Raw genomic sequence first — 25,634 nt, 5'->3', positions numbered from 1 at the left:
CAAATGAAAAAATTAGTTAAGTCAATTGTTGTTGGTGCGGTGTTGTTTTGTAGCTATGGTATGGTTAGCGCACAACAAAAGATAGGGCATGTAGATACAGAAGAAATCATACAGTTAATGCCTGAGTATAAAACAGCAGTTGAATCGGTTAATGCTTTTGTACAAACCAAACAAACAGAAGCGCAGCAGATGCAAGGTGAACTGCAGAAGAAGTACGCTTCTTATTTGGAGAAGCAAAAAAACCTAAGTGAAGCCAATAGAGACGTACTTGGTAAAGAATTGCAAGCACTGGAAGCGGAAATGACCGAGTTCCAGAATAGATTGCAAGAACATCAGCAAACTGCACAGCAACAAATAGGTGAAAAGAACAGGGAATTGTTGCAGCCGGTATTCACTAAGTTGACCACAACTATCGGTGCCGTTGCAAAAGAAAAGGGCTACGCCTATGTACTGGATGTAGCACAACAATCTGTAATATATTATGAAGGTGGAGATAACCTGAACGGAGATGTAAGGACAAAACTTGGTATAGCCGCTGATGCTAAACCTTATGTCCCTACCAATCCTAACGTAGGTGCTGTTCCTGCCAACTAGTTAACACTCAGGCGTACAAAAGCACAGTAAACGTAAAATTTAGCATAAGAAATGCCCCTGATAAAAGCGGGGGCATTTTTTGTTGTAGGCCATTTAGTTTATAAAGGTTCTAAATAGCTCCAAATTACAAAGTTCTGACAGATGTAGCTTTGCTTGTATGTACTTTTGTGCAACGGAAAAAATGAGGGGTTTAGCCTTGAAAGATCTAAAAGTAATAGCTTTTACACACAAACACATCGACCTAAAAGACTTAGGCAATTTGATTATTTGTAATGAGGAAATCGAAAATCGCTTGATGAATGTCAAGAGTAGCTTTGATATCCCGGAGATATTCTATGTTGGTACATGCAATAGGGTCGAGTTTGTGTTTCATTCCCCTCAGAACCTAACTTCCGATTTTGTCAAATCCTTTCTCGAAAAATTGAATTTTTGCGTGCCCAATGAGCAGTTTGCTTGCTTTTTGAGCCAAGTCACTACCTATGAGGACATGGAGGCGCTAAAACATCTTTTTAGGATGTCCTGCTCTCTAGATAGCTTAGTTGTAGGAGAGAAGGAGATTTTAGCGCAGGTAAGGCGGGCATATGAGCGTTGTAAACAGTGCGGGCTTACCGGCGATTTCTTGCGTATGGTAATGGATAGATTAGTGAAAACGGCTAAAGAGGTCTATACTAAAACCCGTATATCAAGAAATCCCATTTCCGTTGTCTCCTTAGCTTACCGTAAGCTACGTGATCTCAAGCTAACAAATGATCCCAGAATCCTCATCATTGGCGCTGGAGAGACCAACTGCAATTTGTCTAAATACCTAAAGAAACATAAGTTTAGTAAATTTTCCATCTTCAATAGAAGTCTAGATAAAGCACAAGCATTGGCGGCCGAACTGAATGGTAAAGCATTCGCCTTGTCCGATTTGACTTCCTATAAAGAAGGTTTTGATATTTTAATCACCTGTACAGGGGCCACTGAGCACGTGGTGACGCCGCTTATCTACTCTTCCTTACTCAATGGTGAAACAGATAAGAAGGTAGTAGTCGATTTGGCCATTCCAAACGATGTTTGCGAAGATGTGCATAATTTATATCCAGTTCATTACATAGAGGTTAGTAGCCTGCAGGCCATAGCCAATAAAAACTTGCAGGACAGGTATAACGAACTGGTAGATGCAGAGCGTATCATAGACGATAATATTCAAGAATTCCTACCATTGCTGAAGCAACGCGAAGTAGAGCTGGCCATGCGCCAAGTTCCCGAAAAAATAAAAGCCATTAGGTCTTTTGCCATCAATACCGTGTTTGCCAATGAAGTAAATTCCTTGGATCCAAGCTCGAGAGAGGTGCTGGACAAGATCATCAATTATATGGAAAAGAAATACATTAGTGGTCCTATGATTATGGCAAAGGAAATTTTGGTCAAAGAATCGGCCAAAGAGACAATAAAGAACTAATCTTTTCTTTATTTTATTTATCCCTTTTATATTTGCTGTCAAGGTAGAGATGTGTCGGTATGGCTATGTCTTTTAGGGAATAAATATAATCTTTATAGCTAAATAATTACATCATAAAACGTGGAGAGACAACTTGTTATTGGTACTAGGGGGAGTGAACTGGCATTGTGGCAGGCCAACTTTGTCAAGGATAGATTAGAGGAGATTGGTATTAATGCCGAGCTGAAGATCATTAAAACTCAAGGCGATAACATTCAGCATTTGCGTTTGGACAAATTGGAGGGCAAGGGTTTTTTTACCAAAGAGCTGGAAGAGGAACTTCTGTTAGGTCACATCGACCTGGCCGTGCATTCGCACAAGGATTTGCCCACAACCAATCCGACTGGATTAACTATTGCAGCGGTCTCAAAAAGAGAAGATCCTTCTGAGCTGCTTCTTATATTGAAAGATTGTGTGGATGCCACTCGTAGGCTTTCCCTTAAGTTTGCTGCTACAGTGGGCACTTCATCCAATCGGCGAAAGGCACAACTCTTGTCATTGAGGCCCGATTTGGAGATTGATGACTTAAGGGGCAATGTTCCGACCCGTATCCAAAAGTTGAGGGATGAACAATACGATGCCATTATGCTGGCAAAAGCGGGTGTGGAACGCTTAAAGATAAATTTGAGCGAATTTCATGTAGAGGAGTTACTGCCTTATGAAATCATTCCCGCGCCAGCCCAAGGCGTGTTGGCCATACAAGTGCGAGAGTCAGATACGGAATTGATTGAAGCGTTGCAACCCCTTCACGACGTCCAGGTTGCCGAAGAAATAGCCGTAGAACGAACAGTGCTTAATATGTTCGATGGCGGCTGTCATATGCCGCTGGGCTGTTACTGCCGTCGCACAGCTGATGGTTTTATGGCCTGGACCTCCAAAGCCGAAAGTGGTGAAGATTTTCCGACTCGTTTATACTTGCACGCTGCCAGCAGCGAGGGAATGGCAGAGAGCATCGTTTCCAAGTTTGCCGAAGATCGCAAGTTGCCCGAAAGCGTATTTATAACGAGGGAGCTGACCGAATCGAGCTATTTTACGCGTGCAATGTCAAGATTGGGAATTAAAGTGGAAGCTCGTTCCTTAATTAGGATATTTCCAATTATAAATGTGCTGGATCCATATATCCTTAAATACGTAAACTGGATATTCTTCGGCAGTAAGAATGGTATAGAGCATTTTTTTAAGTTAAACCCTAGATTGAGCAAGCATGTGAAGTTTGCCGTCGTTGGGCGAGGGTCGGAAGAAGCCTTGCGAAACTTGGGCCATGTTCCCGACTTTACCGGTGAAAGCGAAGGTATATCCATCGAAAAGGTAGGAAAGGAATTTGCAAAACTGGTAGATGGTCAGACGGTATTATTCCCTAAGGCAAAAGGATCTCTAGATACGGTACAGAGCTGCCTTACGAAAAACACGAAAGTTATCGACTTGCCTGTATATGAAACTGTACTCATGGACGAAGTGTCTCCAAGCTATGCCGACGTATTGATATTTACCAGTCCAACGAATGTGGATGCTTATTTCGCAGACAATCTGATGGAACCAAATCAAAAAATAGTCAGCATAGGTAAGTCAACCGGCAAGAAACTAGACGAAATGGGCTTAAAATATACGTTGCCCTACTCTCCGGATGAATTGGGATTGGCCGAGGCAGTCTTTGGATTGAACTATTAAAGACTTCTATTTGAAAAGAATGTCAGGCAACTGCTATAATGAGCAAATTTGACCATGAAGTAAATAAGCTTGTACACATTGTATCTTATCTTTGCATCAAACAATTTCAAAAAGGGGATTATTCCTCTTTTTTTATATATTAAAAATTAACCATGATTTATCGTCAGCGCAGATTGCGGAAAAATCCTTTGGTAAGAGATATGGTAGCGGAGACGCACCTTTCCAAAGATCTATTTATTTATCCTTATTTTGTTGTTCCGGGTACTCAGGTGAAGCATGCCATTGATTCTATGCCGGGTATATACCACTTTTCGGTGGATACATTGCTAGAAGATGTAGCCCTAGGCCTATCCCTGGGCGTAAACAAGATCATGCTGTTCGGAGTAGGTGAAGGGAAAAGTGTGGATGCCCACCATGCATACGATGCCCATGGGGTCATCCCTCAGGCTATTGCCGCCCTGCGCCAGCGTTTTGGCGACGAGCTTTACATCGTGACAGATGTATGCGTGTGCGCCTATACAAGTCACGGGCATTGCGGCATATTACAGGATGATTATGTACAGAATGATGCAACTATTGAGGTATTGTGCAAAATGGCCTTGGCTCACGCTGAAGCTGGAGTTGACATGATTGCCCCATCAGACATGATGGATGGCCGGATAGCCGCCTTGCGGAGTGCGCTGGACAAAAACGGCTTTGTCAATGTGGCCATTATGTCTCACGCTACAAAGTTTGCATCGGCCTATTACGGTCCTTTTAGGGATGCGGCAGATTGTGCTCCCGGCAAGGGAGACCGCAAAGCTTACCAGATGGATTTCAGGAACCCCCGAGAAGCAATAAGGGAGGCATTTCTGGATGAGCAAGAAGGGGCAGACATTCTTATGGTGAAACCGGGATTGGCCTATTTGGATATCTTGGCCAGGTTGAAGACGGAAACCAATTTGCCCCTGGCGGTATACAATGTTTCAGGTGAATACGCAATGGTTAAGGCCGCTGCCGAGAAAGGATGGATAGACGAACAGAAAGTAGTCATGGAGACCATGTACGCCTTTGTAAGGGCAGGCGCAAGTGTCATTACCACTTACCATATCCGCGATATACTGGCCAATAAGTGGATTTAGAAGCCACAAGGGGGCGTAATGCTTTACGCCCGAACAGACACAAGACTAAAGCAAAGAGACTAAAGACCAAAGCAGAAAGACTGATTGCCTTCCTAGGTTAGAAAGGAAGTCTTGATACTAAACACATACACAAGTGAAGGATATATCTAGAAGCAAATCGGCCGCGCTATATGAGAAGGCCAAGACTTATTTCCCTGGTGGGGTCAATTCGCCTGTAAGGGCATTTAAATCGGTATATGGTACCCCTCTGTTTATAGAGCGGGGCGACGGCAGTCACATATGGGATGCCGATGGCAACGAGTTTATAGATTTCTGCTGTTCATGGGGCCCCTTGATCCTGGGACACAATGATGGGCGCATACGCGAAAGCGTAATAAATGCCTTGCCTCAAGGCCTGAGTTTCGGCGCACCTACGGAATTGGAAAATGAACTGGCAGAGCTGATCCTCACGAACAATAAGTATATCCAGAAATTACGCTTTGTGAGTTCGGGTACGGAAGCAGTGATGTCTGCCATCCGATTGGCTCGTGGCCATACTAAGAGGGATAAAATTATCAAATTTGAGGGCTGCTATCATGGCCATTCAGATTCGCTATTAGTGAAGGCTGGATCAGGGTTGGTAACTTTTGGAGAGACCAGTTCACTGGGCGTACCGACATCCTTTGCCGCAGAGACCATTGTGCTTCCACTCAACGATAAGCAAGCATTGCAAGAAGCCTTCGCTCAATTCGAGGGACAGGTAGCGGCAGTTATTATTGAAGGCATACCGGCCAATGATGGATTGCTGATACAAGAACAGCACTATATTGAATATTTGAGGGCCATTACCCAAGAAAATGGCGCGCTATTGATCTTTGACGAGGTCATTACCGGTTTCAGACTAGGCTTTGAAGGAGCGGCAGCCTACTATGGTATCCAACCAGACATCATCACCTATGGCAAAATCATAGGCGGTGGAATGCCAGTGGGAGCTTATGGAGCGTCTGAGGAATTGATGAGCTGTATCTCACCTGATGGCGGAGTATATCAAGCCGGTACCTTATCGGGCAATCCGATTGCCATGGCAGCAGGCATTGCCCAACTGAACGTATTGAATACCGATGGTTTCTATGAAGGGCTTGCCACAAAGACCAAAAACCTTGTCGATGCCCTTACCGCCTATATCGATGCTCGGAATTATCAGGTGAAGGTATTCAGCATAGCTTCTATCTTTTGGATAGCATTTACTGACAAGTCTTCCATTCGCTCGGCAGATGAAATAGACGCCAATAGCATGGAGAAATATAAGGTGTTCCATAGAGCACTGCTCAATAGGGGAGTGTACTTAGGACCATCGGGCTACGAAGTGGGCTTCGTGTCGGCGGCTCATACTCAAGACGATCTAGATAAGGCCCTGACGGCCATGAAGGAGGGTTTGGACCTGGTATTTGTTTAGCATTTCTTTGTTATTTGTCATAAATACGAAGACGAATGTTGGGATTTCTCGATTTTGGATTTTTAGCTTTAATTTAGCGGTTGTATGAGAAGATCGTTGGTACTGTTTTATGCGCTGATGTTTTACGCCATTGCCCAGATTGTGTGGTGGGGTATATTGCTCATGGAAGTGGAGCCGAATAGGAAGGGGATGATAGTTGGGGAGGGTTTCTTGTTTCTGTCTATTTTTGTGGTAGGCGCCATACTTCTTAAACGAGCGATCGTCAGGGAACATAATTCGCGCACACAACAACACAATTTTCTGCTCTCCGTCACACACGAGCTCAAATCGCCCTTGGCATCCATCAAACTCTATCTGCAAACGATATTGAAACGCGATTTGGACAGGGAACAGCGCAACAAGTTCCTGCACAATTCCTTGAAGGACATTGAACGGCTGGACGATATGGTGGGCAATATCCTCTTGGCTACCCGCTTGGAAAACCTGAACGGCTCGGCCGTTATGGAAGACCTTAACCTATCCGAGATTGTAGAAAAAGTCTCCGATAGGCTGCAGATACATGCCTGTACCTCGCAAATGATTCAGCTCGATCTGGAGCCGGATGTCAGCGTATTTGGCGATCGCTTTGCCATTACTTCGGTGGTGACCAACCTGATGGAAAATGCCATTAAGTATTCTCCTGAGTGTGCCAATGTACAAGTGAACCTCAGGCGAAATGAACAAGGGAAAGGGGTGCTTGTGGTGGCAGACTCCGGGATTGGTATTGCCGATGAGGAAAAGAAGCGTATCTTTAATAAGTTTTACAGGGTAGGTAGCGAGGACACTAGAAAAACCAAAGGCACTGGGCTGGGTTTATATATAGTAAAATCCGTACTGGATAAGCACAAAGCCCAGATCAAGGTGAAGAACAATGTACCCCATGGAACCGTATTTGAGGTTTATTTTAATTAACACAAGTATTTATGCAACAGAAACAAAGAATATTGCTGGTAGAGGATGAAGAACATCTCTTGGAGGCCATTAAGCTGAACCTCGAATTGGAGGGATATAAGGTGAGTACAGCCACAGATGGCAAAAAGGCACTCAAAATTTTCAAGGAGGAACGATTCAATTTGGTTATCTTGGATGTGATGATCCCCGAGATCAATGGCTTTCAGGTGGCGGAGACCATACGTCTTGAAAACACGGAAGTCCCCATCATGTTCCTTACGGCAAAAAACAGCAACGAAGATAGGGTGTCTGGCTTGAAAAAAGGTGCCGATGACTATATGGTGAAGCCTTTCAACCTGGAAGAGCTCATCCTGCGTGTGGCCAATTTGGTGCGCCGAGGCATGAAAGGGGAGGAATTGAAGGAGCTTAATTCATACAAGATAGGAGACAAGACGATTTATTTTAATTCCTTTGAGTTGCACCATGCCGATGGTACCATCATTCCACTGACCAAGAAGGAGACCATGTTGCTCAAACTTTTAATAGAGCGTAGGAATGAGGCCGTCTCGCGCGAGCAGATATTGGAAACGGTGTGGAACTATGACGTTTTTCCTTCTACCAGGACGATTGACAATTTTATCCTTACCTTTAGAAAGTATTTTGAACCAGATCAAAAAAATCCCATTTATTTCCATTCCATCAGAGGGGTTGGTTATAAGTTTACGGACAATCAAAACCATTAGTACATGCTGACATCCAGGGCTCGCATACTGGTCATTGCCGTTTTAATTTTATTGTTTGCCGTAGCATTGTATCAGGGCACCTATCAATTGGCGGTCATTATCCTCGGCATGATCGGCTATACGGTGTGGAGTTATTACCGGGATGGAACGGTTTTTATGGCTTCGGAGGCATTCAAGCGGAAGGAGTTTGACAAGGCAAGGATACTTCTGTCCGATATCAAGAAGCCTGAATACCTGCGAAAAAAAAGGCGCAACTATTATGAATACATCAGTGGTAGTTTGGCTTTGCAATTGCTAGACTATGACAAGGCCGAGATGCATTTCCAGATAGCCAGTCGGCTACCATTCAGAAGGTCCAATGACAAAGCCTTGGTATTGGTTCAGCTGGCCAACATTAACCTGCACAAGAAAAACTATGAACGCGTGCGTGCTTATGTAGATAAGGCACGGGAGCTAGAGGTGACCAGTAGGGTTGCCCAGATTATAAACAGAATAGAAAACGAAATACCTAAACAATAAAAGTGAGTATAGCGACATTACAAAACGACCTTTTCATGAGGGCCGCATTTGCAGAGAAAACGGAACGCCCGCCGGTATGGATGATGCGTCAGGCAGGCAGGTTTATGCCGCAGTATTGGGAGATAAAGAACAAGTATTCCTTTCTGGAAATGTGCAAAACACCGGAGATTGCGGCCGATGTGACCATGCTTCCTGTGGATCTTTTGGATATAGATGCCGCGATCCTCTTTTCGGATATTTTGGTGACGGCAGAGGCTATGGGAGGCGACTTGAGCTTCACGCAGGGCGTAGGCCCTGTTTTTGCTAATCCGGTACGTTCAAGGGCCGATGCGGAGGCTTTGCGTACGGATGTAATAGGCAAATTGCAGTATGTGGCTGATGCAATTAAGGTGGTAAAGGAACGTTTGGATGCACGCATTCCGCTCATCGGTTTTGCCGGTGCTCCATTTACGGTGTTAAGCTATTTGATAGAAGGCAAATCGAGCAGGGATTTCAAGCTCACCAAATTGTTGTTGAACAATGAACCCGAACTAGCCCATTTGATATTGGGAAAGATTGCCGATGTAACAGTAGACTACCTCAATATGCAGATAGCCGCTGGCGTGGATGCCCTGCAGTTGTTCGATAGTTGGGCCTTGGCGCTCTCTTGGGACGATTATCGCGAATTTTCCCACCATTATAACAAGCTGATATTTTCCAAACTGAATAGAAAAGATATCCCCATCATTTCTTTTTGCAAGGGAAGTTCCGTTTTTGCACCCATGATGGCCGAGGCCAAGCCAGATGTCATCTCCGTTGATTGGAATGCCGATTTGAAGAACATCAAAACTGCTCTGCCGCAAGGTATGGCCGTGCAGGGCAATCTCGACCCTTTTGTGCTCTATGCCGAAAAATCGGTCATCAAGAATAAAATCGAAAGCTTGTTTGAGCGTATGAGAGGGGAGGAGGGCTTCATCTTCAACCTGGGACACGGTATCATGCCCGATATCCCATTTGATCACGTGAAGCACGCTATTGAGGTGGTGAAAGAGTTTAGGTATTAGAAGTAGGTATAGGAAGGAAGGTGTAAGGCTGAAAGACTAAAGCAGTCTAGCAAGCCGGAAAGTCTGTCTTGATACTTAATATAACTCACAACACACAACTATGATATATTTATACGCCAAGGCTATCCACATTATCTTTGTCGTCTGTTGGATGTCGGGTATATTCTATATTGTGCGCTTATTCATTTACCATACGGAGGCACGAAAGAAATCACCAGAGGAATATGCCATTCTTCACAAGCAATTTGTGATGATGGAGAGCAAGCTTTGGTGGATCATCACCACGCCATCCATGTATTTTACGGTAGGGGCGGGTTTGCTTATGCTTCATCTGGTACCAGGTCTATTGAGCAGCGCATGGATGCAGGTGAAGCTGGTATTCGTGTTGGGTATGCTTGTTTATCATTTCATCTGCCAACGCATCCTATTCCGATTAAGGGAAGAAAAGAGCAAGTGGTCGTCCATACAGTTACGTATCTGGAACGAAGTGGCCACCATCTTGCTCTTTGCCATTGTCTTTACCGTGGTACTGAAGAGTGCCGTCAACTGGATTTATGGCCTAATCGGGCTCGTTTTCTTTTCTATGATGATCATGGTAGCCGTGAAGATCTACAAGAGGTATCGGGAAGGAAAGTAAAAATTTAAAAGTAAAAAATAGATCTGCCATTTAACTGTTCGTAGTCTTACACTTCAATCCATCTTCAGGCTCAGGACGGCATTGAGCCTAGCTAACATCTCGAACAGTTTTTTCCATTTTTCATTTTCTTAGACCCTTCCCAGCTTATTTTCCAGTTCCTTATACCGTTGTTCCACAAGCGCTTTCATTTTGCTATCCTTATGCTTGCTGGCAGTTTCCAGCAAAGCGTTCAGTAGCCCCATACCTCGCCTTATTTCGTAGGCATTGTAGTCGGGTTTGGTCGCTGCGATGTCTATCCAATAGTTGAGCTGGCTATATACATACTCGGTATTCTTTTCCAGCAGTTGTTGCGCCTTAGACGTTTCGTTCACTTCATACAGAGTGTCTGTGGTGAAATACATGCCAACGGCATGGTTCAGCGAATATATGTTTTGAGGCATCACTTCCACTGCCTTGTTGGCTATGCTTTTTGCTCTTTCCCTATCCTGCTGTTGCAGTAGATCCTGCGAGAGCTGTCCCATTTCAATGGATAGCTGAGCCACCATGTTTCGGCTCAGTGGATCGAGGTACTTTTGCTCCTTCAGGTTTCCATATTCAAATTTCTCCATCAGGTTGCTATATATCGCTTCCGTGTTGGAAGGCGTATCTGTTTCCGTTGATGCCTTGATGGGCATCAGTTTGGATACCAATCCTTCGTTTACCAGGTATTTGTCCAGTCCCATGGATTCATCGGGTGGCACAACCTTGGAGAAATAGATAGGTCTTTTCCACTGGTTATGTGCCAAAATATCCAAGAGGACTATATGCGCACGCGTGATGTAGTCTCCGTTAAATTCCCACTCCATGGTGTCGGCCAACAAGTGTTGCCAGTTTTGGGGAACTATCTTGTTCTCGATCACCTCCTCCTTATTGATGGTATATTTCATCTTCTTGGTAGGCAAGAAGTTGACCAATTGGCCGGATCGGGTCTCCAGCTTGTCGTTGGGATTGTTCGATAACATCACATCCAGTAATTTTTCGATTTCTATGTGCCCTGCTATGCCATAGTCATAGTGATCCAGGTAATCCCGCACGCCCTTGGTAAACTGCTCTTCCTTCATGCTGATGGGCAGCGCTTCGGCATTGTTGATTTTCTTTTTCATCTGTCTGGCATACCAATCTGCTCCTAGCAAACCGATATTGACGATACGGACGTCCGTACGGAATTTCTCCACTTCTTGTGCGTACCACAGTGGATAGGTATCGTTGTCGCCCATGGTAAACAGGATGGCGTTGGGTTCGCAGGATGCGAGGTAGTTGTGCGCATTGAGGTCCCGGGCCGTATACTTTTCCGAGCGGTCGTGGTCGTCCCATCCCTGTATGGCCATGATGGCGGGAACTGCCAATAGCAGGCCGGAGGTAGCAAGGACGGCATAGCGCCGTGCCACTCTTTTGGATAGCAGTTCTTGCAGGGCTATGGTACCCATGCCTATCCAGATGGCAAATACATAGAACGAACCAACGTAGACGTAGTCGCGCTCACGCGGTTGTATGGGGCTATCGTTGAGGTAAAGTACAATAGCTAGCCCTGTGAAGAAAAAGAATAGGGCGGTGACAGAAAGTGTTTTTTTGTCCTTGCGGTAGTGCCATATTAGTCCTACGATGCCTAGTAATAGTGGTAGGAAGAAATAGGTGTTGCGCGTGGGGTCGTTCTCCATCTGCTGTGACAGGCTATATTGACCACCTAGGCGGGCATTGTCCAATGCTTTGATGCCGCTTATCCAATTGCCATCGGTATAATTGCCAAAGTGGCCTTCTTCGTCATTCTGCCTGCCTACAAAATTCCACAGGAAATAGCGCCAGTACATTACATTGGCCTGATAGCTGATGAAAAAGCGAATGTTGTCCACGAATGTGGGCTTCTGGCCATCGCCTATCTGGAGCCAAGAGCGGTAGAAATCTGCCCGTTTCTGGTCGTGGATACGGGGGAATAGCGTAGTTCTATCATAGACGTAATCGGACTTATGCTTTACCAAGGTATACTTGTCGGCATCTTTCCGGTAGATGGCCGCTCCCTCGGCTATGTTGGTGGGGCGAGAGTCGTAGAAGGGGCCCGTGATCAAAGGTGCTGAAGGGTACTGGTCGCGCGTCACGTATTCTATGAAGTTGAAAATATTGTCGGGTGCGTTGTTGTTGAGCGAGGGGTTGGAGGCTCCCCTGATGGCCACCATGGCAAAGGAACCGTATCCAAATATAACGAAAACGAAGCCCAGTAGGCCGGCATTTGAGAGCGCATTGCCTTTCCGCTGTGTATAACCTATGCCCAAGGCCAAGGCAAGGAGCAGGGCAAGCGCAAAAGCTACTATGCCCGAGCCAAAAGGTAAGCCCATACCGTTTACAAAAAGCAGCTCTGCTTGGGCGGCAGCTTTCAAGAGGTACTGTATGACGCCCCACAGTATGAAAGCCAAAATGGCCACACTCCATAAGAGCGTTGATGCAATGCCTTTTTTGGTTGTCTTTTCCGTCATTCTGAAATAGACCAATAAGCCTATCACCGGTATGGTCAGCAAGTTGAGCAGGTGAACACCAATGGACAAGCCCATCATATAGGCGATGAGCAGCAGCCACTTGGAGGAGCGGGGTTCGTCAGCCTTGGCATCCCACTTGAGTGCCAGCCAGAAGATCAGCGCCGTGAACAGGGAACTCAGGGCATATACTTCCGATTCCACGGCGGAGAACCAAAAGCTATCCGAAAAAGTAAATGCCAAAGCGCCAATGATACCGGCGGAAAAAATCTTGATATGGGATGTGGCCTCGTCCGTATGGTCTGTTTGATTAGCAAGTATTCTCTTGGACAGAGCCGTGATGGTCCAGAAAAGAAACAGGATGGTGAGCGCGCTGGCCAATGCCGAACCCGCGTTCATCCATAGGGCGATATGTGCACTGTTGTCTAGGGCCAAGTTGCCAAATATGTTCTGCAATAGGAGGAATAGGGGGGCACCGGGTTGATGTACGACCTGCAATTTATAGGCAGCAGCAATAAACTCGCCACAGTCCCAGTAACTGACAGTGGGCTCTTTGGTAAGCCAATAGACGATAAAGGCCAGGAGAAATACAGTCCATCCTATGAGGTTATTTGTTTTTGTATATGTCATCATAATGGTGTATATGAGTTATCAGTTATGAGTTGTCAGTTGTCAGTTGTGAGTGGGTGTACGACAGATTTCCTTCTTACGGTTTGCCGCCATTGCGATCTGCCGATTTACGAACAAAAAAGTGTCATTGCGATGATCCGCTTTTGGCGGAGAAGAAGCAATCTGCTTTTTTGTTCAAACGGGATTTTTGTCGAGCACCCTTTGTTAGTATTGCCGTAAAGATAATCAACTCATCGTCAACGTTAATCGACGGTGGGTGATAAATTTGCTAAGTAATAAAATTGTTAGGGAAAGAGTCGTTTCCAGAGGCTGGGTTTTATGGCTATATAATAACCATTTTTCCTGCTTTCTATTGGATATATGTTGATGTAGTTGCCTTGATGGGGCAATCCCCTGCCTGTCTGTAGGTCAAAGGCGTGGCGATGGTAGGGGCAAATGAGGTACCTGCTATCGCACCATCCCTGTGTCAGGTCGGCACCTGCGTGCGGACATTTGACAGCGGTGGCATACAGTTTGTCCTCTTGCTTGATGAGGCAGATGATTTTACCGGCTATCCTGGCTTTCTTGATATTTCCGTTTTCAGGGATGTACTCCCAAGGGATTTTGTGCCACATGTTTTTAGTTGTCAGTTGTGCGTTTTGAGTATCAAGTATCAAGACATAAGTATCAAGACAGGCTTCCCAGCTTGCCGGTAAGCTTTAGTCTTTAGTCTTTCAGCTTTAATCTTTCTTTTTCCTTCTTGGGCAAACCAGCGACTACCAGTTCATAGCTGTGATCTATGAGTTCACGTAAGGTGTCGTCATTAAGTTCACCTATGATATAGACACTATTCCAGTGTTTTTTGTTCATGTGATAGGCTGGTTTCACGCTGTGTGGATGCAATTCCCTTAAGGAGATTGCTCGTTCGGGATCACATTTCACGTTGAAATACAGGGGGTGTTCGTCCAGACCGACAAGCAAGAAGACTTTTCCTGCCACTTTGAAGACTAAGGTATCCTCGCCAAAAGGAAATCCTTCATCAACGGCTTTTTTGCCTAGGCAGTATTCGCGCAATGTTTCGATGTTCATGGTGAAAAGTAAAAATTAAAAAGTAAAAAAATCAGAAAACTTTACCTGCGCTTTGGCCTTACGCACAACATTGGTAAGGTTTTTAAAAAAAGAAAAATTTGTGCCCCTCATTATATTCACTTAAAAAAGGATTCTATGACGGGGGGTGTGGGCAACGGTACTTTCCATTCGCTTGGCAAAAAAAAGATACGATCGTTATTTGCACGACCTTGCTTTCGCACAACCGCCAATATAGCTGCCTATTTGTGTACACAAGATAGTCTACTCATATAAAACATCATAGAAAAAAAGAAAGAATTTTGCTTAAGGATGTGTCGGTAAATGAACCACTTTTATGTTTTTTGTTCATGCAAAAGACCTAAAAATATCAACATTACCAAAAAATTTTCCACATTCTTGTGTTTTTTGCAGGCAAATCTGTCGCATGAAGATTAATCAATCGTTATTTACCTCATTTTTTGGTTAATTTTTTGTTGTTATATTAATATATATAGTCGCTATATGTCATTTTACTGGGATTTACAAGATTTGTTTACGAAAATCAGTTAACGATTTCTTAACATAGGCTTATCGGTAAATTCGATTTCGCTAGCTACCTTTGTCCCATCAAAGCAATTAAATATTTATTTAAAACCACACAAATGAAGAAGATTTTACTCTCTCTTTTGATGTTACTGATGGCGGTAGCCCTACATGCCCAGGTAACGACAAGTAGTATGACAGGTACGGTTTTGGAGTCTGACGGTAAGCCGTCCATTGGCGCCACTGTCCGGGCCATTCATACTCCCACAGGTACCGTATACGGTACGTCCACCAACGAATCGGGCCGTTTCAACATCGCTAATATGCGCGTAGGAGGTCCTTACCGCGTGGAGGTATCCTATGTGGGCACCAATCCTGAAAAGTATGAAAACATTTTCCTGCAATTGGGTCAGCCTTATGTGCTCAACGCTACTTTAAGCTCTGGAACACAGTTGGGCGAAGTAGTGGTGACAGCAATTTCTGGTGGAGTAAACGTTAATAGAACAGGAGCAAGTACTAATATTGCTACTGGACAATTGGAAAACCTCCCTCAGATAACCAGAAGCGTTACTGAGTTCATGCGACTTACTCCGCAAGCCTCTGGCAATTCGTTTGCTGGTCGTGACGCACGATATAACAATCTACAGATTGACGGTGCTAATTTTAATAATGGTTTTGGCTTGAGTGACAGTCCACTTCCAGGGGGCAACTCTCAACCTATATCATTAGATGCAATTGAAGAAATTCAAATAAATATAGCGCCTTATGACGTTACACAAAGTGGTTTTACAGGCGCAGGTATTAATGCAGTGACGCGTAGTGGTACCAATACATTCCATGGATCTGCTTATGGTTTCTTTTCCAACGACTACCTTACCGGACGAAAGATTAAAGATGTTATTTTAGATCCCGTGGACGGGGCAAGACGCAATTATGGTTTTCGATTGGGTGGACCCATTATCAAAGATAAATTATTCTTTTTTGTGAATGCGGAACGTGAAGAGGGAACAGGCGCCAATGCATCGGGAGCAAATCTGTGGCGTGCTTCTACAAATGGTGTTGCTGACGCGAGTAATAATATTGCAAGAACCACTGTTGCCGATTTGGAAGCAGTACGCAGCCATTTGATCAATCAGTGGGGATACGATCCAGGTCTGTATGAGGGATATGCCGATGAAGCGTCCCAGCATAGCACCAAATTCTTGGCCCGTCTGGATTATAATGTCAATGAAAGACATAAATTATCTGTACGATACAACCAAGTGATTGGAGTTTCCGATCAATTGGCAAATGGAAATTCTGGTCCTTATCCGCGTAGTTCCTTCAATCGTGTGAGTCAAAACTCTATAACTTTTCAAAATGGTAACTATGGATTTGAAAATACAGTACGATCTTTAAGTGCTGAGCTGAATAGTAACTTTAATTCCAGGTTGTCTAACCAATTTTTGGCTACTTATACACGTATTCAGGACAAGCGTACTACACCAAGCAGTCAATTGTTTCCCTTTGTGGACATATGGGACGGAGGTCGTGCTGATGGTAACAACAATTATATGAGCTTTGGTACTGAGTTGTTTTCTTACAACAATGATGTAGTTAATGACAACTATTCTTTTATCAATAATCTTACATATAACTTGGGGCAGCATGCCATCACAGGAGGTGCAGCTTTTGAGATACAGAAATTTGGCAATAGCTATACTCGTATGGGGACATCATACTACCGATACGCATCTGTGGAAGACTTTCTGACTACGGGTACCGCAAATGAAGTCGCGCCAATTATGTATGGATTGACTTATCCTTACGAGGGACAAGAAACATATGCTCGAATCAATTTTGGTTTAGCCTCTGTTTATTTGCAAGATCATATGAGCGTAACGGATCGATTATCGTTAACACTGGGTGTAAGAGCCGAATTGCCGCTTTACTTGAATAAATTGACGCCTAATCAAGCTATAGATGCTATTCAGTTATTGGATATAAATGGTAACCCTACTACATACAGCTCTGGCTCATGGCCACGATCAAGGGTACTTATATCGCCACGTTTCGGATTTAATTATGATGCCATTGGAGATAGATCGCTTATAGTGCGTGGTGGTAGCGGCTTTTTTTCAGGACGTGTACCATTTGTATGGTTGACCAATATGCCAACCAATGCAGGAGTATTGCAAAATACAATAGAACCAGGTAGCTATGCACAAGTCGCTCCTTGGATTGGTAATATTACTTTCCAACCACAAGACCCATATTACTATGTAAATAATCCTCCTGCTGGTGGTGAAAATGTGTTTATTACCTCACCTTCCGGTGGAGCTCCTGGCTCTTTTGCTTTGGTAGACAAAAATTTTAAAATGCCAATGGTATGGAGGAGTAGTTTGGGTGCCGATTATAAAATACCCCAGACACCAGTGACCTTAACTGCTGACTTTTTGTACACACGTGATATCAATGCCGCATTCCAATACGGGGCAAATAGAGGAGGTTCTAGCTTAACAATGAATTACGGTTCCAGTGGGCAGGCAGATGACCTTGGGGACAATCGTGAATTTTATGTTTCCGCTAGCGATGCTGCCTTTAATTCAGCAATGGGCGCTAATAATGCAACAGTCTTAACTAATACTGATGTGAAAGGACATGCTTTTAGTGCCACCTTCGGCGCTTCGGTTTCAAATTGGAATAACCTCTTTGGATCTGTTTTCTACACCTATTCAGAAGCCAAAGAAGTAACTGCAAATGCGGGATCGAGTGCAAACTCGGCTTGGTCTGGTAGTGCAAACATCAATAGTCCCAATGATCAATTCTTGTATCATTCAAATTATGCCGTACCACACCGTATAGTAGCAAATTTGAACTACAAGTTCCAAAATACAACTATTGGTGTTTATTATAATGGATCACATCAAGGAAGGTATTCCTATACTTATTCAGCGGATATAAATAATGATGGTATCAATGCCGATTTGATCTATCTGCCACGTAACACTTCGGATATCCCATTTCAAGCATATACGCGGGATGTAACCGTGAACAATGTGACTACAACATATAGCTTTTCTGTGGAAGACCAGCGCGCGGCTTTTGATGAATTTGTAGCAGCTAATGGATTAGACAAATATCGTGGAGATTATTTGCCAAGAAATGCTTTTTTGATCCCATGGCTCAATCGCTTTGATGTAAGATGGACACAAGATTTGTTTACTAATGTAGGTGGTCAGAAAAATAAAGTTCAGTTTACTGCCGATATTGTGAACTTTGGCAACTTCCTTAATAGAGACTGGGGTATACAGAAAGTTTTTAATAATATGCAAAACTTACTAACTAGGGCTTCAGCAACAGGTGCAGATGGTGTTCCTGTTCTGAGGATGAATTCCATCATTGTTGATAATGAAGCTATACTGCCAACTACCCCTTTCCAAGATGCCAGTACGTTTGGTACTACTTGGAGTGTACAGTTGGGCTTGAGATACACTTTTTAAAGTTAATTTAAATAATATAACTCGATTTATTTGATTAAGCTCCCATCCTGCTGGATGGGAGCTTTTTTACGTTTTTATGGAAAGATATATGGTGTTAATCACTAATTTTCGGGAATGACCATTACGTTCAATAAATGATCAGGTGACTACATGTGATAGTATATTGGCAATAGAAACTGAAGCAGAGCTGATAGCTAAGCGTTTCGAGGCTAGAGTCAAGCACGATCCCGAAAATTGGGGCAGGGCTTTTCTGGCTCAAGGTGTACAGGTTGTTGAATAGGGATTATCGGTAGATTAGCAATCTTGACAAAATAACTTTCCGGTTTTCTTCTGAAAACTTTACCAAGTTGTGCACATACAGCCAAAGCGCAAGCGAACTTTGGTAAAGTTATTATACGTCGAATTAGGAAAGTTATTTTGTCAGTATCTCCCGAGTCCAAACGCAAATTGTCATGCGACAGATTCAGGATAGGGCTGGATCGCTGTACAAGTTCATTTGCTTATCACGACAAGTAATAGATTTCTGTAAACGCAACTATCAGTCCATCCACTATCGTTTGAATGTTAAGCTGAAAATAGGTATGCAAGCAGACGGTACCTTAAGGCCGAACTGTTTAAGAGGATTCAACTTTTTTGAACATGAAGAAAAGAAACGACAGCTGGTTTTTCGGGGTAGGGTTCATGTTATCAGCAAAAGACGTATTTATTGCCATATCACTGGTAGTATCCAGCTTAGTGACAGATTGTAGTGGATAGCGATTTGTTGATTGACCTTGAACGATTTTTATTGTTAAGAGGCTTTTCGGCCATCCTTTGTCGCTATGTTAAGGAAAGGTTGATAAAAAATAGTCTCTTTTCCCTTTGGCGCACTCGAATATGCGATTATATTTGTCGTTTTAAGTGTCAAGACATCAGTATTAAGATAAAAAAATAGCTAACAGCCGATAGCTGGTAGCCGATAGCTAAAAAGAAAGCATGAAACCTAAAATCGCATTGATAACTGGAGGCTTTACGGGAGAATCCGTGGTATCGCTCAAAAGTGCCGCATTTGTATATGAGCAGGTTGATAAAGATAAATACGACCTGTACAAAATTGTTATATCCTTATATTCATGGTATTATGAGCTAGAAGATAAACAAAAAATTGATATAGATCGCACGGATTTCTCGCTTACGATCAATGGGGAAAAGGTGGTGTTCGACTTGGCATTTATTATCCTACATGGCTCCCCAGGTGAAGATGGTAAGCTACAAGGCTATTTGGATATGATAGGGCTTCCCTATACCTCATGCGATGCATTGACCTCCGCGGTGACTATGAACAAGGCCTATACCAAGGCATTGTTGACCGGTATAACAGATCTTTATCTTTCCAATTCCGTTCATTTGTTTGAATCACAGCGTGCTACTGCCGCAGACCTGGTACGAGCCAAGTTGCGATTGCCTTATTTTGTGAAGCCCAATGGGGGGGGGAGCAGCATCGGGATGACCAAGGTAAAGGCCGATAGTGAATTGCAGGAGGCTATCGACAAGGCCTTTGATACGGAGAATACGGGCAAACAGGTATTGGTGGAAGAATTCGTCACTGGTAGGGAATTTTCGGTAGGGGTATATCGTGTTGGCAGCGAGTTGCGGGTGTTGCCGCCCACAGAAGTGGTGACCACGCGCGAGTTTTTTGACTTTGAAGCCAAATATACACCGGGCCTTACGCAAGAGATAACGCCAGCCGATCTGAATGAAGAGCAACTTTCTAGGGTGCAACGCTTAGTGAAGGCGATTTATATACGCCTCAACTGCAAGGGTATGGTACGTGTAGACTATTTCTTGGAGAAGGGTACGGACAAATTCTATTTCATAGAGATCAACACCATTCCGGGACAAACCGCACAAAGCTTCATACCGCAGCAGGTACGGGCATCGGGACTCACGGAAAGGGAATTCTATGGCCTTTTGATAGAAGACGCATTGGTTTCTTAATTTGCTCGCAAAGCCGCAGGGACGCAAAGGCAGTTATTCTAAGTCGGGAGGAGATAGCGTAGGACTATGGATTTTGGACGAGACAGGTAGTCTGAGGACTACCTTTTCTATTCAATCAGCCTTAGTCTTTTCCCCATTGCCCAGTTCCAAACTACCCCTATATCGCATACTGCTCCAGCAACTCCTCGGGCATCTTGGTTAATTTGCCTGTGGCTGTTTCAATGAGGATATACTCAAACCAACCCTCGCAGGAAACCTTCTCGTTCTCCTTGAACAATATTTTGAACTGTACGGTGCAGCCTCTCTCATGAATGCTTTCTATGCCCGTTTCCACGTAAAATTCCTGCCCCATTTTGAGCGGCCGCTTATAGGTGACATGTGCCGTGCGGATCACCCAACCTAGCCCGCGCTCCATATAGTCCTCCATGGTGGTACCGTAGTTATCGCGCATTTGCTCGTACCGGGCAGCCAGCACATAATCGAAATACTTGCTGTTGTGCACATGCTGGAACATGTCTATATCGTCTGGACGCACTTTCATGAGCGTGCGAAAGGAAGAGTAACTTTTCATATATTGCTGCAAAGATACCTAGAAAAAGGCAAATCTATGGGACGTGACAAAAAATCGTTGAATATGACATAAGTGGTCCGGTAAAACTGACATGGGCACAAATGGGTTGCGCCGAATAAATCTATTCAGCGCGTTTAACTAATTCCGCAGTGAAATCATCCTCATGTTTTACAGCATAGAGCAAAGCCGTTTTAACAAAGTCGTTCAAGCTGATACGGTGCTGTGAAGCAAAAATAGCCGCTCTTTTGTGTAGTCCGGCTGGTACCCTTACATTGAATGCTCCTTTATATGTTTTATCCGGAGATTTGCCCATTGCCTCACAGTCTGCCAAATAATCGTCAATAGCCTCGTGAAAAGCTGTCTTCAGTTCTGAAACTGAAGTTCCTTCAAATGTAATTAGGTCATTTAGAGCAATCACCTTACCAAAAAAAACTTCGTCGTCATCACTATAATGTATCGTGGCGGTATAATCCTTATAGGTTAATGCATCAATCATTTCAACTTTCCTCTCTCTTTTAGATGTTCCAAAACTTGCTCAATCACATATGATTTTACAATGGGCCTTGGGTGAGGGGGGGGGAGGAAACGGGCTATCAGTTTATCAAGTTTACCCATGATATGTAACTGAATTTTAGTTGCAAATATAGTGCCGAGCGCTTATATTTCAAAACATTCAAAACTTTTTTACCCCCGATATCCTTCTCTCGGTTTCTATAAACTCAACCGCCAAATCCTCAAATAGACATTAGGCCGACGAGTGTGCAATATAGACATAGGGAGGCCGGTACGGGTATGTTGAGAAATAATTAAAATAAATCATATTCCCGAATTTTTAATTGTACCTTACACAAAATCACATTGTATGTCAAAGGAAAAGAGTGCCCGGAAAAGTGAAAAAAAAACTGCCGTAAAAAACCTAAAGGAAAAACGGGAGGATAAAAAGATAAAGCAAGCCAATAAAAAGCGGTCAGAATAGGATTTGATCTTACCGATGCGCTTTCATTTGATCGAAAGTAATCTTGAACCATTCCGTATAACGTTGCGGATGTAGATGGATGTCGCGCTCGATCTCGTGTAGGGATATATAGTTGCACAACCCTACTTCCTCTGGGTTGGGAGTTATTTGTCCTTCATAGGTGCCAAAGAAAACATGGTCATATTCATGTTCTGTCAGTCCCTTATCCAGTTCACTGCGATAGATGAAGCTATAGGCCCATGTCAATGGACAATCGAAGCCCAATTCCTCTTTCAGCCGCCTATGGGCCGCTGCTTCAATATCCTCATCGGGTCTTGGATGGCTGCAGCAGGTATTGGTCCACAGTCCACCGGAATGGTATTTCCGTTGGGCTCGTTTTTGCAACAAAAGCCGGCCTTGTAGATCAAACACAAAGATAGAAAAGGCACGGTGCAAGAGCCCCTTCTCATGAGCGGCCATTTTTTCTTCATAGCCAAGCACTTCATCGTTTTTGTCTACCAGTACCACCAGTTCCTCTTTCATGTTTTTGGTTATTTCAGTATTAGTTTTGTTCGGGAAATAAACCTTGCACCAAGCTATTGATATTTTTCAAGCGATTGGTCAGGATAATTTCCATTTCTATTCTGTTGCCTTCCAATTGCTCCGCCTGCCCGCTTATACGGTTGAATGCCTGGAGAAAAGAGGGAACGTGCTTCTCCATCTTTGATGGATTCAGTTGAAATCGGAGAAAATAGGGCGTCTCTTCTGTCAAAATGGTGCTGCTGAAATCCGTTCCCGTGCCGTACGTCAACGTGTCTGCCCTTTTGTTGAAATGCAATTGATAGACGACCTGCTTGGGGATATAATTGGCCAGGTGGGGGGAAGCTTTCATACGCACGTAAAATTCGGGGACTTTCGTGTTCCTGATCTCCTTTTGTTCCGTTTTCTCGAAATTGTCGTCATATCCATAAGTAATTACCGTATCCTGCTGTTCCAGCCAGTTTGCTTTCCATTCCGCATCCAGATAGCCCCCAAAATAGCGCGTTAGCGTGTCTGCAGGAATGCTGTACTTGGCCAAGAAAGCCTTGTTCCTCCTGATAAGGGAGTCTATATCGGCCTGCAGCTGAAAAGAAGCAATGCTGTTCTCCTCGAACTGCTTTGCACGGGTGCGCTTGGCTCCATGGATCAATTGGGTTTGAAATGTTCCTTTAGCATGTATTGCGCCATTGTCAAAATCAATGCTTATATAGTCGTCCTCACCGGCATATACCACATCCGCCTTGCTTTCCATCAGTTTTGGATATAGGGGGTGTTGGGTAACCGGTATGCTGCTTGTATCTTTCAGTAATTCGTATAAAGCACTCATTGTCTGCTCTTTTTCTAGGCTTATGCCAATGATTACTTGATGCTGGTCTATTACCATGCTGATCACGCTATCGGTAGATATGGCCCTTGTTTTATTGGAATCTGCGGGCAAGATATGGATACCGAAGTTCTTGGACGCAAAACGAAGAAATGTGGTGCTGTCCTTGATGGGAGTATGTATGAAAAAAGTGCTTGCCTTGAAGGCCGGTAGATGATAACCGTACAGGTTGGCAGGCAAATCCATGCCGGCATCGTTCCAGGTCGCCGTCGTGTCTTCAGCAGCGGATTGGCGGAGCTTCCAGTAATAGGAGGGATGTGCCAAGGCATTGCTGCTTATCTTCTTGAACAGTTGGTCGCTTTTTATTACCAATAGCGCATCGGCAATGGCAGGAACCTGCTGCTTGGTCGATTGCTTGCTCCTATAATAAAAATAGGCAAGGGCAGCAAGAAGCAATATGATGACTACGACAAATAGATAAATAAGCACTTTTTTCATATTCAGCAAGTTACATTGAAGTGGCGATGCTCCCTATAAGATCCAGGAGATAGGTGAGTCCATTATCTGAACCCCGTGGTACATCTACACCGATCTCACCCACCAAGCTGCTATCCTTTACCCCCTTAGATGTCAATTTCACATCGGACACTCGCTGGATAAAAGTATTTAATGTGGCATTTTGTTTGTCTAGTGCCAGCTCTTTCCAGAGTATTTCCCTGGTTGGCTGGCTATTTACCAAGAATGCAAAATTGTTTCCTCTGATGATGTTCTTGTTCTTTCTGGATGCCTTTATTGCCTTCTTGCCTTTGGCGATATTGGTAATATCTCCTTTTGACGTACCAAGAGCTACTATGCCTTTGCGCATCGTAAGATACAGATCCATGGGACTGCGCCGTTCTTGCAATCGAAATATCCCCGGTTCTTCTTCCACTATCTTGCCTCTGTTCTTCCCATACTGCAGCAGTTTTTTGAAAAAACTTTGGTCTTTGCTAGAGAACAGGATGCTGAAGTCTGGCAATCGTTCCGTTTTGGTTTTCTCTATCTCTTTATAGTTATAATTATCGTCATATTCATAGCTCATATACGTTCTCTCAAACTCATTGATGCCGTTCACCCAGAAAAGACCATCTCCCAAGACCACATTACCTATGGCTTCTTCATCTATCAACAGTGACATTAAGTCACCTGCCAACTCCACCTCTTCTCCATACATACCCAAAAGTGACGAATAGATATCGCTCATGAGCACGGGCAATTGACGTAGGTACTCTTTCGTGTTGATGGATATGGACATGATGGAGAGTGCACTATCGAGGGGTGCGTATGCCAGCAATTTTCGATTTATCTTTTTATCGTATATTTTTTTAAAGCTTTGGGCCACAGAAGGGGAGAGCGCTATCTCGCCTACTATCTTGGCTTCGCGTTCATTGCATATCAGGTGCGCCTCGGCCCATTGGAAGCCTCGCATACCACTTCTTTGTGGGTATTGAAACAAAGTGAACGGATTGATTGGAGGAATTGCTTCCTGATATAGGTTGCTCAAATCATTGATCCAGATACTTGCCAGCGCATCTTTACGGCTGTTTTTCAGAAAGGCAGCGTTTGTCTGTAAGGTGCTTTTTTCTTCAAGAGCATGCCACTCTTGCAGTTTATCTATTGTCCATTTTTCTTGCAAGGCTCTTTTAATGGAATCTTCCCGTTCGTAATAGTTGTCGTAATTTTCCCATGCTCCGCTTGGATTTTCAATTGTCACATCCTTTACAGAATAATTTTGATCATCATAAAGGCTATCCAATACACCTGTTACGCTATCCGTTTGAGCATATTCTTCCTCATAATAAGGGGCTATGCTGGTAGATGGTGAGTATCGTTCGATACCATATTTGTTGGCAATACTGTCGTCGATGAAGTAGCTGTATTTGAAGTTGGTGCTGAGCATAACTAGGCAATTGTCTTTCCAAGAGTACAGGTCCTTTCCAGATGCCGAACGCATGTAAGGCGTTTTGTCTAGGTATTGTACCGCGTTTGCTCCCGTTTCCAATTGCTGCTGTATGGTATTGATCACGAGATCCCTTTTTGCCATGGGCAGTAGTATTCCATGTGTGGTAGTACTGTCTGTTTCGAGCAGGAAATAGTAGAAATTTCCCTTTAAGTCCAGGCCTGTTTCGTCGATATTTTTGCCTTGCAAGCTTTTGTTAAGGCTCTCTCCGAATTTGGAATTATTGAACTGTTCCATGCCGATGAGCTCAAACAGCTTTGCACTTTTGAAGGTGGCCACTGCCGTAGCATCTTTGGGTATATAGCGGCTCAAATCTTGCGCTTGAGATGTTTTTGCCAGTAACAATAACGAGGCTATAAATAAATGAGATTTCTTCATGTCTTACAAATG

At 43.9% G+C, this 25,634-nt stretch carries 21 protein-coding genes; 13 read left to right on the top strand and 8 right to left on the bottom strand.

Annotated features, from left to right (window positions below; translation table 11 throughout):
- The first annotated feature begins 3 nt into the window (after positions 1-3).
- From A37S_RS24785 to A37S_RS0114120, 10 genes are all read left to right on the top strand, one after another.
- Entirely contained in the window at positions 4-594 is a 591-nt protein-coding gene (locus A37S_RS24785; RefSeq protein WP_051293191.1) for an OmpH/Skp family outer membrane protein, read from the top strand.
- 196 nt (positions 595-790) lie between these two features.
- Positions 791-2,038, top strand: a complete 1,248-nt coding sequence (hemA, locus tag A37S_RS0114165; protein ID WP_028297560.1) for a glutamyl-tRNA reductase — start codon at positions 791-793, stop codon at positions 2,036-2,038.
- 120 nt (positions 2,039-2,158) lie between these two features.
- Entirely contained in the window at positions 2,159-3,745 is a 1,587-nt protein-coding gene (hemC, locus tag A37S_RS0114160) for a hydroxymethylbilane synthase (protein ID WP_028297559.1), read from the top strand.
- 152 nt (positions 3,746-3,897) lie between these two features.
- Positions 3,898-4,866: a porphobilinogen synthase gene (gene hemB, locus A37S_RS0114150; protein ID WP_028297558.1), complete on the top strand. Its 969-nt coding sequence runs from the start codon at positions 3,898-3,900 to the stop codon at positions 4,864-4,866.
- Between the two features lie 133 nt (positions 4,867-4,999).
- Positions 5,000-6,301, top strand: coding sequence for a glutamate-1-semialdehyde 2,1-aminomutase (hemL, locus tag A37S_RS0114145; protein ID WP_028297557.1), 1,302 nt, complete (start codon positions 5,000-5,002; stop codon positions 6,299-6,301).
- Between the two features lie 84 nt (positions 6,302-6,385).
- Complete coding sequence (locus A37S_RS0114140) at positions 6,386-7,252, top strand: sensor histidine kinase (RefSeq protein ID WP_028297556.1); 867 nt, start codon at positions 6,386-6,388, stop codon at positions 7,250-7,252.
- 11 nt (positions 7,253-7,263) lie between these two features.
- On the top strand, positions 7,264-7,974 hold the full coding sequence (locus A37S_RS0114135; protein ID WP_028297555.1) for a response regulator transcription factor: 711 nt from the start codon (positions 7,264-7,266) through the stop codon (positions 7,972-7,974).
- Positions 7,975-7,977: 3 nt separating this feature from the next.
- Entirely contained in the window at positions 7,978-8,493 is a 516-nt protein-coding gene (locus A37S_RS0114130; protein ID WP_028297554.1) for a hypothetical protein, read from the top strand.
- Positions 8,494-8,501: 8 nt separating this feature from the next.
- On the top strand, positions 8,502-9,536 hold the full coding sequence (hemE, locus tag A37S_RS0114125) for a uroporphyrinogen decarboxylase (RefSeq protein WP_028297553.1): 1,035 nt from the start codon (positions 8,502-8,504) through the stop codon (positions 9,534-9,536).
- Between the two features lie 100 nt (positions 9,537-9,636).
- A complete protein-coding gene (locus A37S_RS0114120; protein WP_028297552.1) occupies positions 9,637-10,173 on the top strand; it encodes a CopD family protein in 537 nt (178 codons plus the stop codon).
- A gap of 128 nt (positions 10,174-10,301) precedes the next feature.
- Here the strand turns inward: A37S_RS0114120 and A37S_RS0114115 are convergent, their stop codons facing one another.
- From A37S_RS0114115 to A37S_RS0114105, 3 genes are all read right to left on the bottom strand, one after another.
- A complete protein-coding gene (locus tag A37S_RS0114115; RefSeq protein ID WP_051293190.1) occupies positions 10,302-13,310 on the bottom strand; it encodes a glycosyltransferase family 117 protein in 3,009 nt (1,002 codons plus the stop codon).
- A gap of 281 nt (positions 13,311-13,591) precedes the next feature.
- Positions 13,592-13,921 carry a Rieske (2Fe-2S) protein gene (locus A37S_RS0114110; protein WP_036602576.1) on the bottom strand — a complete coding sequence of 110 codons (330 nt, stop codon included), beginning with the start codon at positions 13,919-13,921 and terminating at the stop codon, positions 13,592-13,594.
- Between the two features lie 91 nt (positions 13,922-14,012).
- Positions 14,013-14,375, bottom strand: coding sequence for an MmcQ/YjbR family DNA-binding protein (locus A37S_RS0114105; protein WP_028297549.1), 363 nt, complete (start codon positions 14,373-14,375; stop codon positions 14,013-14,015).
- Positions 14,376-15,016: 641 nt separating this feature from the next.
- Between A37S_RS0114105 and A37S_RS0114095 the strand changes: the two genes are divergently transcribed.
- The 3 genes from A37S_RS0114095 (at position 15,017) to A37S_RS0114085 (ending at position 20,356) form a co-directional block, all read left to right on the top strand.
- The gene (locus A37S_RS0114095) at positions 15,017-18,379 is read left to right on the top strand and encodes a TonB-dependent receptor (protein WP_028297548.1); all 3,363 of its coding nucleotides are present in this window, start codon (positions 15,017-15,019) and stop codon (positions 18,377-18,379) included.
- A gap of 142 nt (positions 18,380-18,521) precedes the next feature.
- The gene (locus tag A37S_RS27120; protein WP_157278675.1) at positions 18,522-18,659 is read left to right on the top strand and encodes a hypothetical protein; all 138 of its coding nucleotides are present in this window, start codon (positions 18,522-18,524) and stop codon (positions 18,657-18,659) included.
- 695 nt (positions 18,660-19,354) lie between these two features.
- Positions 19,355-20,356, top strand: coding sequence for a D-alanine--D-alanine ligase (locus A37S_RS0114085; RefSeq protein WP_028297547.1), 1,002 nt, complete (start codon positions 19,355-19,357; stop codon positions 20,354-20,356).
- 157 nt (positions 20,357-20,513) lie between these two features.
- Here A37S_RS0114085 and A37S_RS0114080 read toward each other — a convergent pair whose 3' ends face one another.
- The 5 genes from A37S_RS0114080 to A37S_RS0114050 form a co-directional block, all read right to left on the bottom strand.
- The gene (locus A37S_RS0114080) at positions 20,514-20,927 is read right to left on the bottom strand and encodes an acyl-CoA thioesterase (RefSeq protein ID WP_028297546.1); all 414 of its coding nucleotides are present in this window, start codon (positions 20,925-20,927) and stop codon (positions 20,514-20,516) included.
- A 121-nt stretch (positions 20,928-21,048) separates the two neighbouring features.
- Positions 21,049-21,423: a type II toxin-antitoxin system HicB family antitoxin gene (locus A37S_RS24780; protein WP_036602573.1), complete on the bottom strand. Its 375-nt coding sequence runs from the start codon at positions 21,421-21,423 to the stop codon at positions 21,049-21,051.
- Between the two features lie 489 nt (positions 21,424-21,912).
- Entirely contained in the window at positions 21,913-22,425 is a 513-nt protein-coding gene (gene idi / locus A37S_RS0114060; RefSeq protein WP_028297545.1) for an isopentenyl-diphosphate Delta-isomerase, read from the bottom strand.
- A gap of 19 nt (positions 22,426-22,444) precedes the next feature.
- Positions 22,445-23,743 carry a hypothetical protein gene (locus A37S_RS0114055; protein ID WP_028297544.1) on the bottom strand — a complete coding sequence of 433 codons (1,299 nt, stop codon included), beginning with the start codon at positions 23,741-23,743 and terminating at the stop codon, positions 22,445-22,447.
- A gap of 10 nt (positions 23,744-23,753) precedes the next feature.
- Positions 23,754-25,622: a DUF4836 family protein gene (locus A37S_RS0114050; RefSeq protein WP_028297543.1), complete on the bottom strand. Its 1,869-nt coding sequence runs from the start codon at positions 25,620-25,622 to the stop codon at positions 23,754-23,756.
- Between the last annotated feature and the right edge of the window lie 12 nt (positions 25,623-25,634).

The sequence above is a fragment of the Olivibacter sitiensis DSM 17696 genome (assembly GCF_000427965.1).
GTDB lineage: Bacteria > Bacteroidota > Bacteroidia > Sphingobacteriales > Sphingobacteriaceae > Olivibacter > Olivibacter sitiensis.
This window is presented reverse-complemented; position numbering and strand designations above follow the sequence as displayed.

Excerpts from the sequence above, each read along its gene's own strand:
- A37S_RS0114095 (WP_028297548.1), top strand. The coding sequence starts at position 15,017 with ATGAAGAAGATTTTACTCTCTCTTTTGATGTTACTGATGGCGGTAGCC.
- A37S_RS0114105 (WP_028297549.1), bottom strand. The coding sequence starts at position 14,375 with ATGAACATCGAAACATTGCGCGAATACTGCCTAGGCAAAAAAGCCGTT.
- A37S_RS0114120 (WP_028297552.1), top strand. The coding sequence starts at position 9,637 with ATGATATATTTATACGCCAAGGCTATCCACATTATCTTTGTCGTCTGT.
- A37S_RS0114055 (WP_028297544.1), bottom strand. The coding sequence starts at position 23,743 with ATGAAAAAAGTGCTTATTTATCTATTTGTCGTAGTCATCATATTGCTT.
- A37S_RS24785 (WP_051293191.1), top strand. The coding sequence starts at position 4 with ATGAAAAAATTAGTTAAGTCAATTGTTGTTGGTGCGGTGTTGTTTTGT.
- A37S_RS24780 (WP_036602573.1), bottom strand. The coding sequence starts at position 21,423 with ATGATTGATGCATTAACCTATAAGGATTATACCGCCACGATACATTAT.
- A37S_RS0114110 (WP_036602576.1), bottom strand. The coding sequence starts at position 13,921 with ATGTGGCACAAAATCCCTTGGGAGTACATCCCTGAAAACGGAAATATC.
- A37S_RS0114135 (WP_028297555.1), top strand. The coding sequence starts at position 7,264 with ATGCAACAGAAACAAAGAATATTGCTGGTAGAGGATGAAGAACATCTC.
- idi (WP_028297545.1), bottom strand. The coding sequence starts at position 22,425 with ATGAAAGAGGAACTGGTGGTACTGGTAGACAAAAACGATGAAGTGCTT.
- A37S_RS0114140 (WP_028297556.1), top strand. The coding sequence starts at position 6,386 with ATGAGAAGATCGTTGGTACTGTTTTATGCGCTGATGTTTTACGCCATT.
- hemB (WP_028297558.1), top strand. The coding sequence starts at position 3,898 with ATGATTTATCGTCAGCGCAGATTGCGGAAAAATCCTTTGGTAAGAGAT.
- A37S_RS0114080 (WP_028297546.1), bottom strand. The coding sequence starts at position 20,927 with ATGAAAAGTTACTCTTCCTTTCGCACGCTCATGAAAGTGCGTCCAGAC.
- A37S_RS0114050 (WP_028297543.1), bottom strand. The coding sequence starts at position 25,622 with ATGAAGAAATCTCATTTATTTATAGCCTCGTTATTGTTACTGGCAAAA.
- A37S_RS0114115 (WP_051293190.1), bottom strand. The coding sequence starts at position 13,310 with ATGATGACATATACAAAAACAAATAACCTCATAGGATGGACTGTATTT.
- A37S_RS0114130 (WP_028297554.1), top strand. The coding sequence starts at position 7,978 with ATGCTGACATCCAGGGCTCGCATACTGGTCATTGCCGTTTTAATTTTA.
- A37S_RS0114085 (WP_028297547.1), top strand. The coding sequence starts at position 19,355 with ATGAAACCTAAAATCGCATTGATAACTGGAGGCTTTACGGGAGAATCC.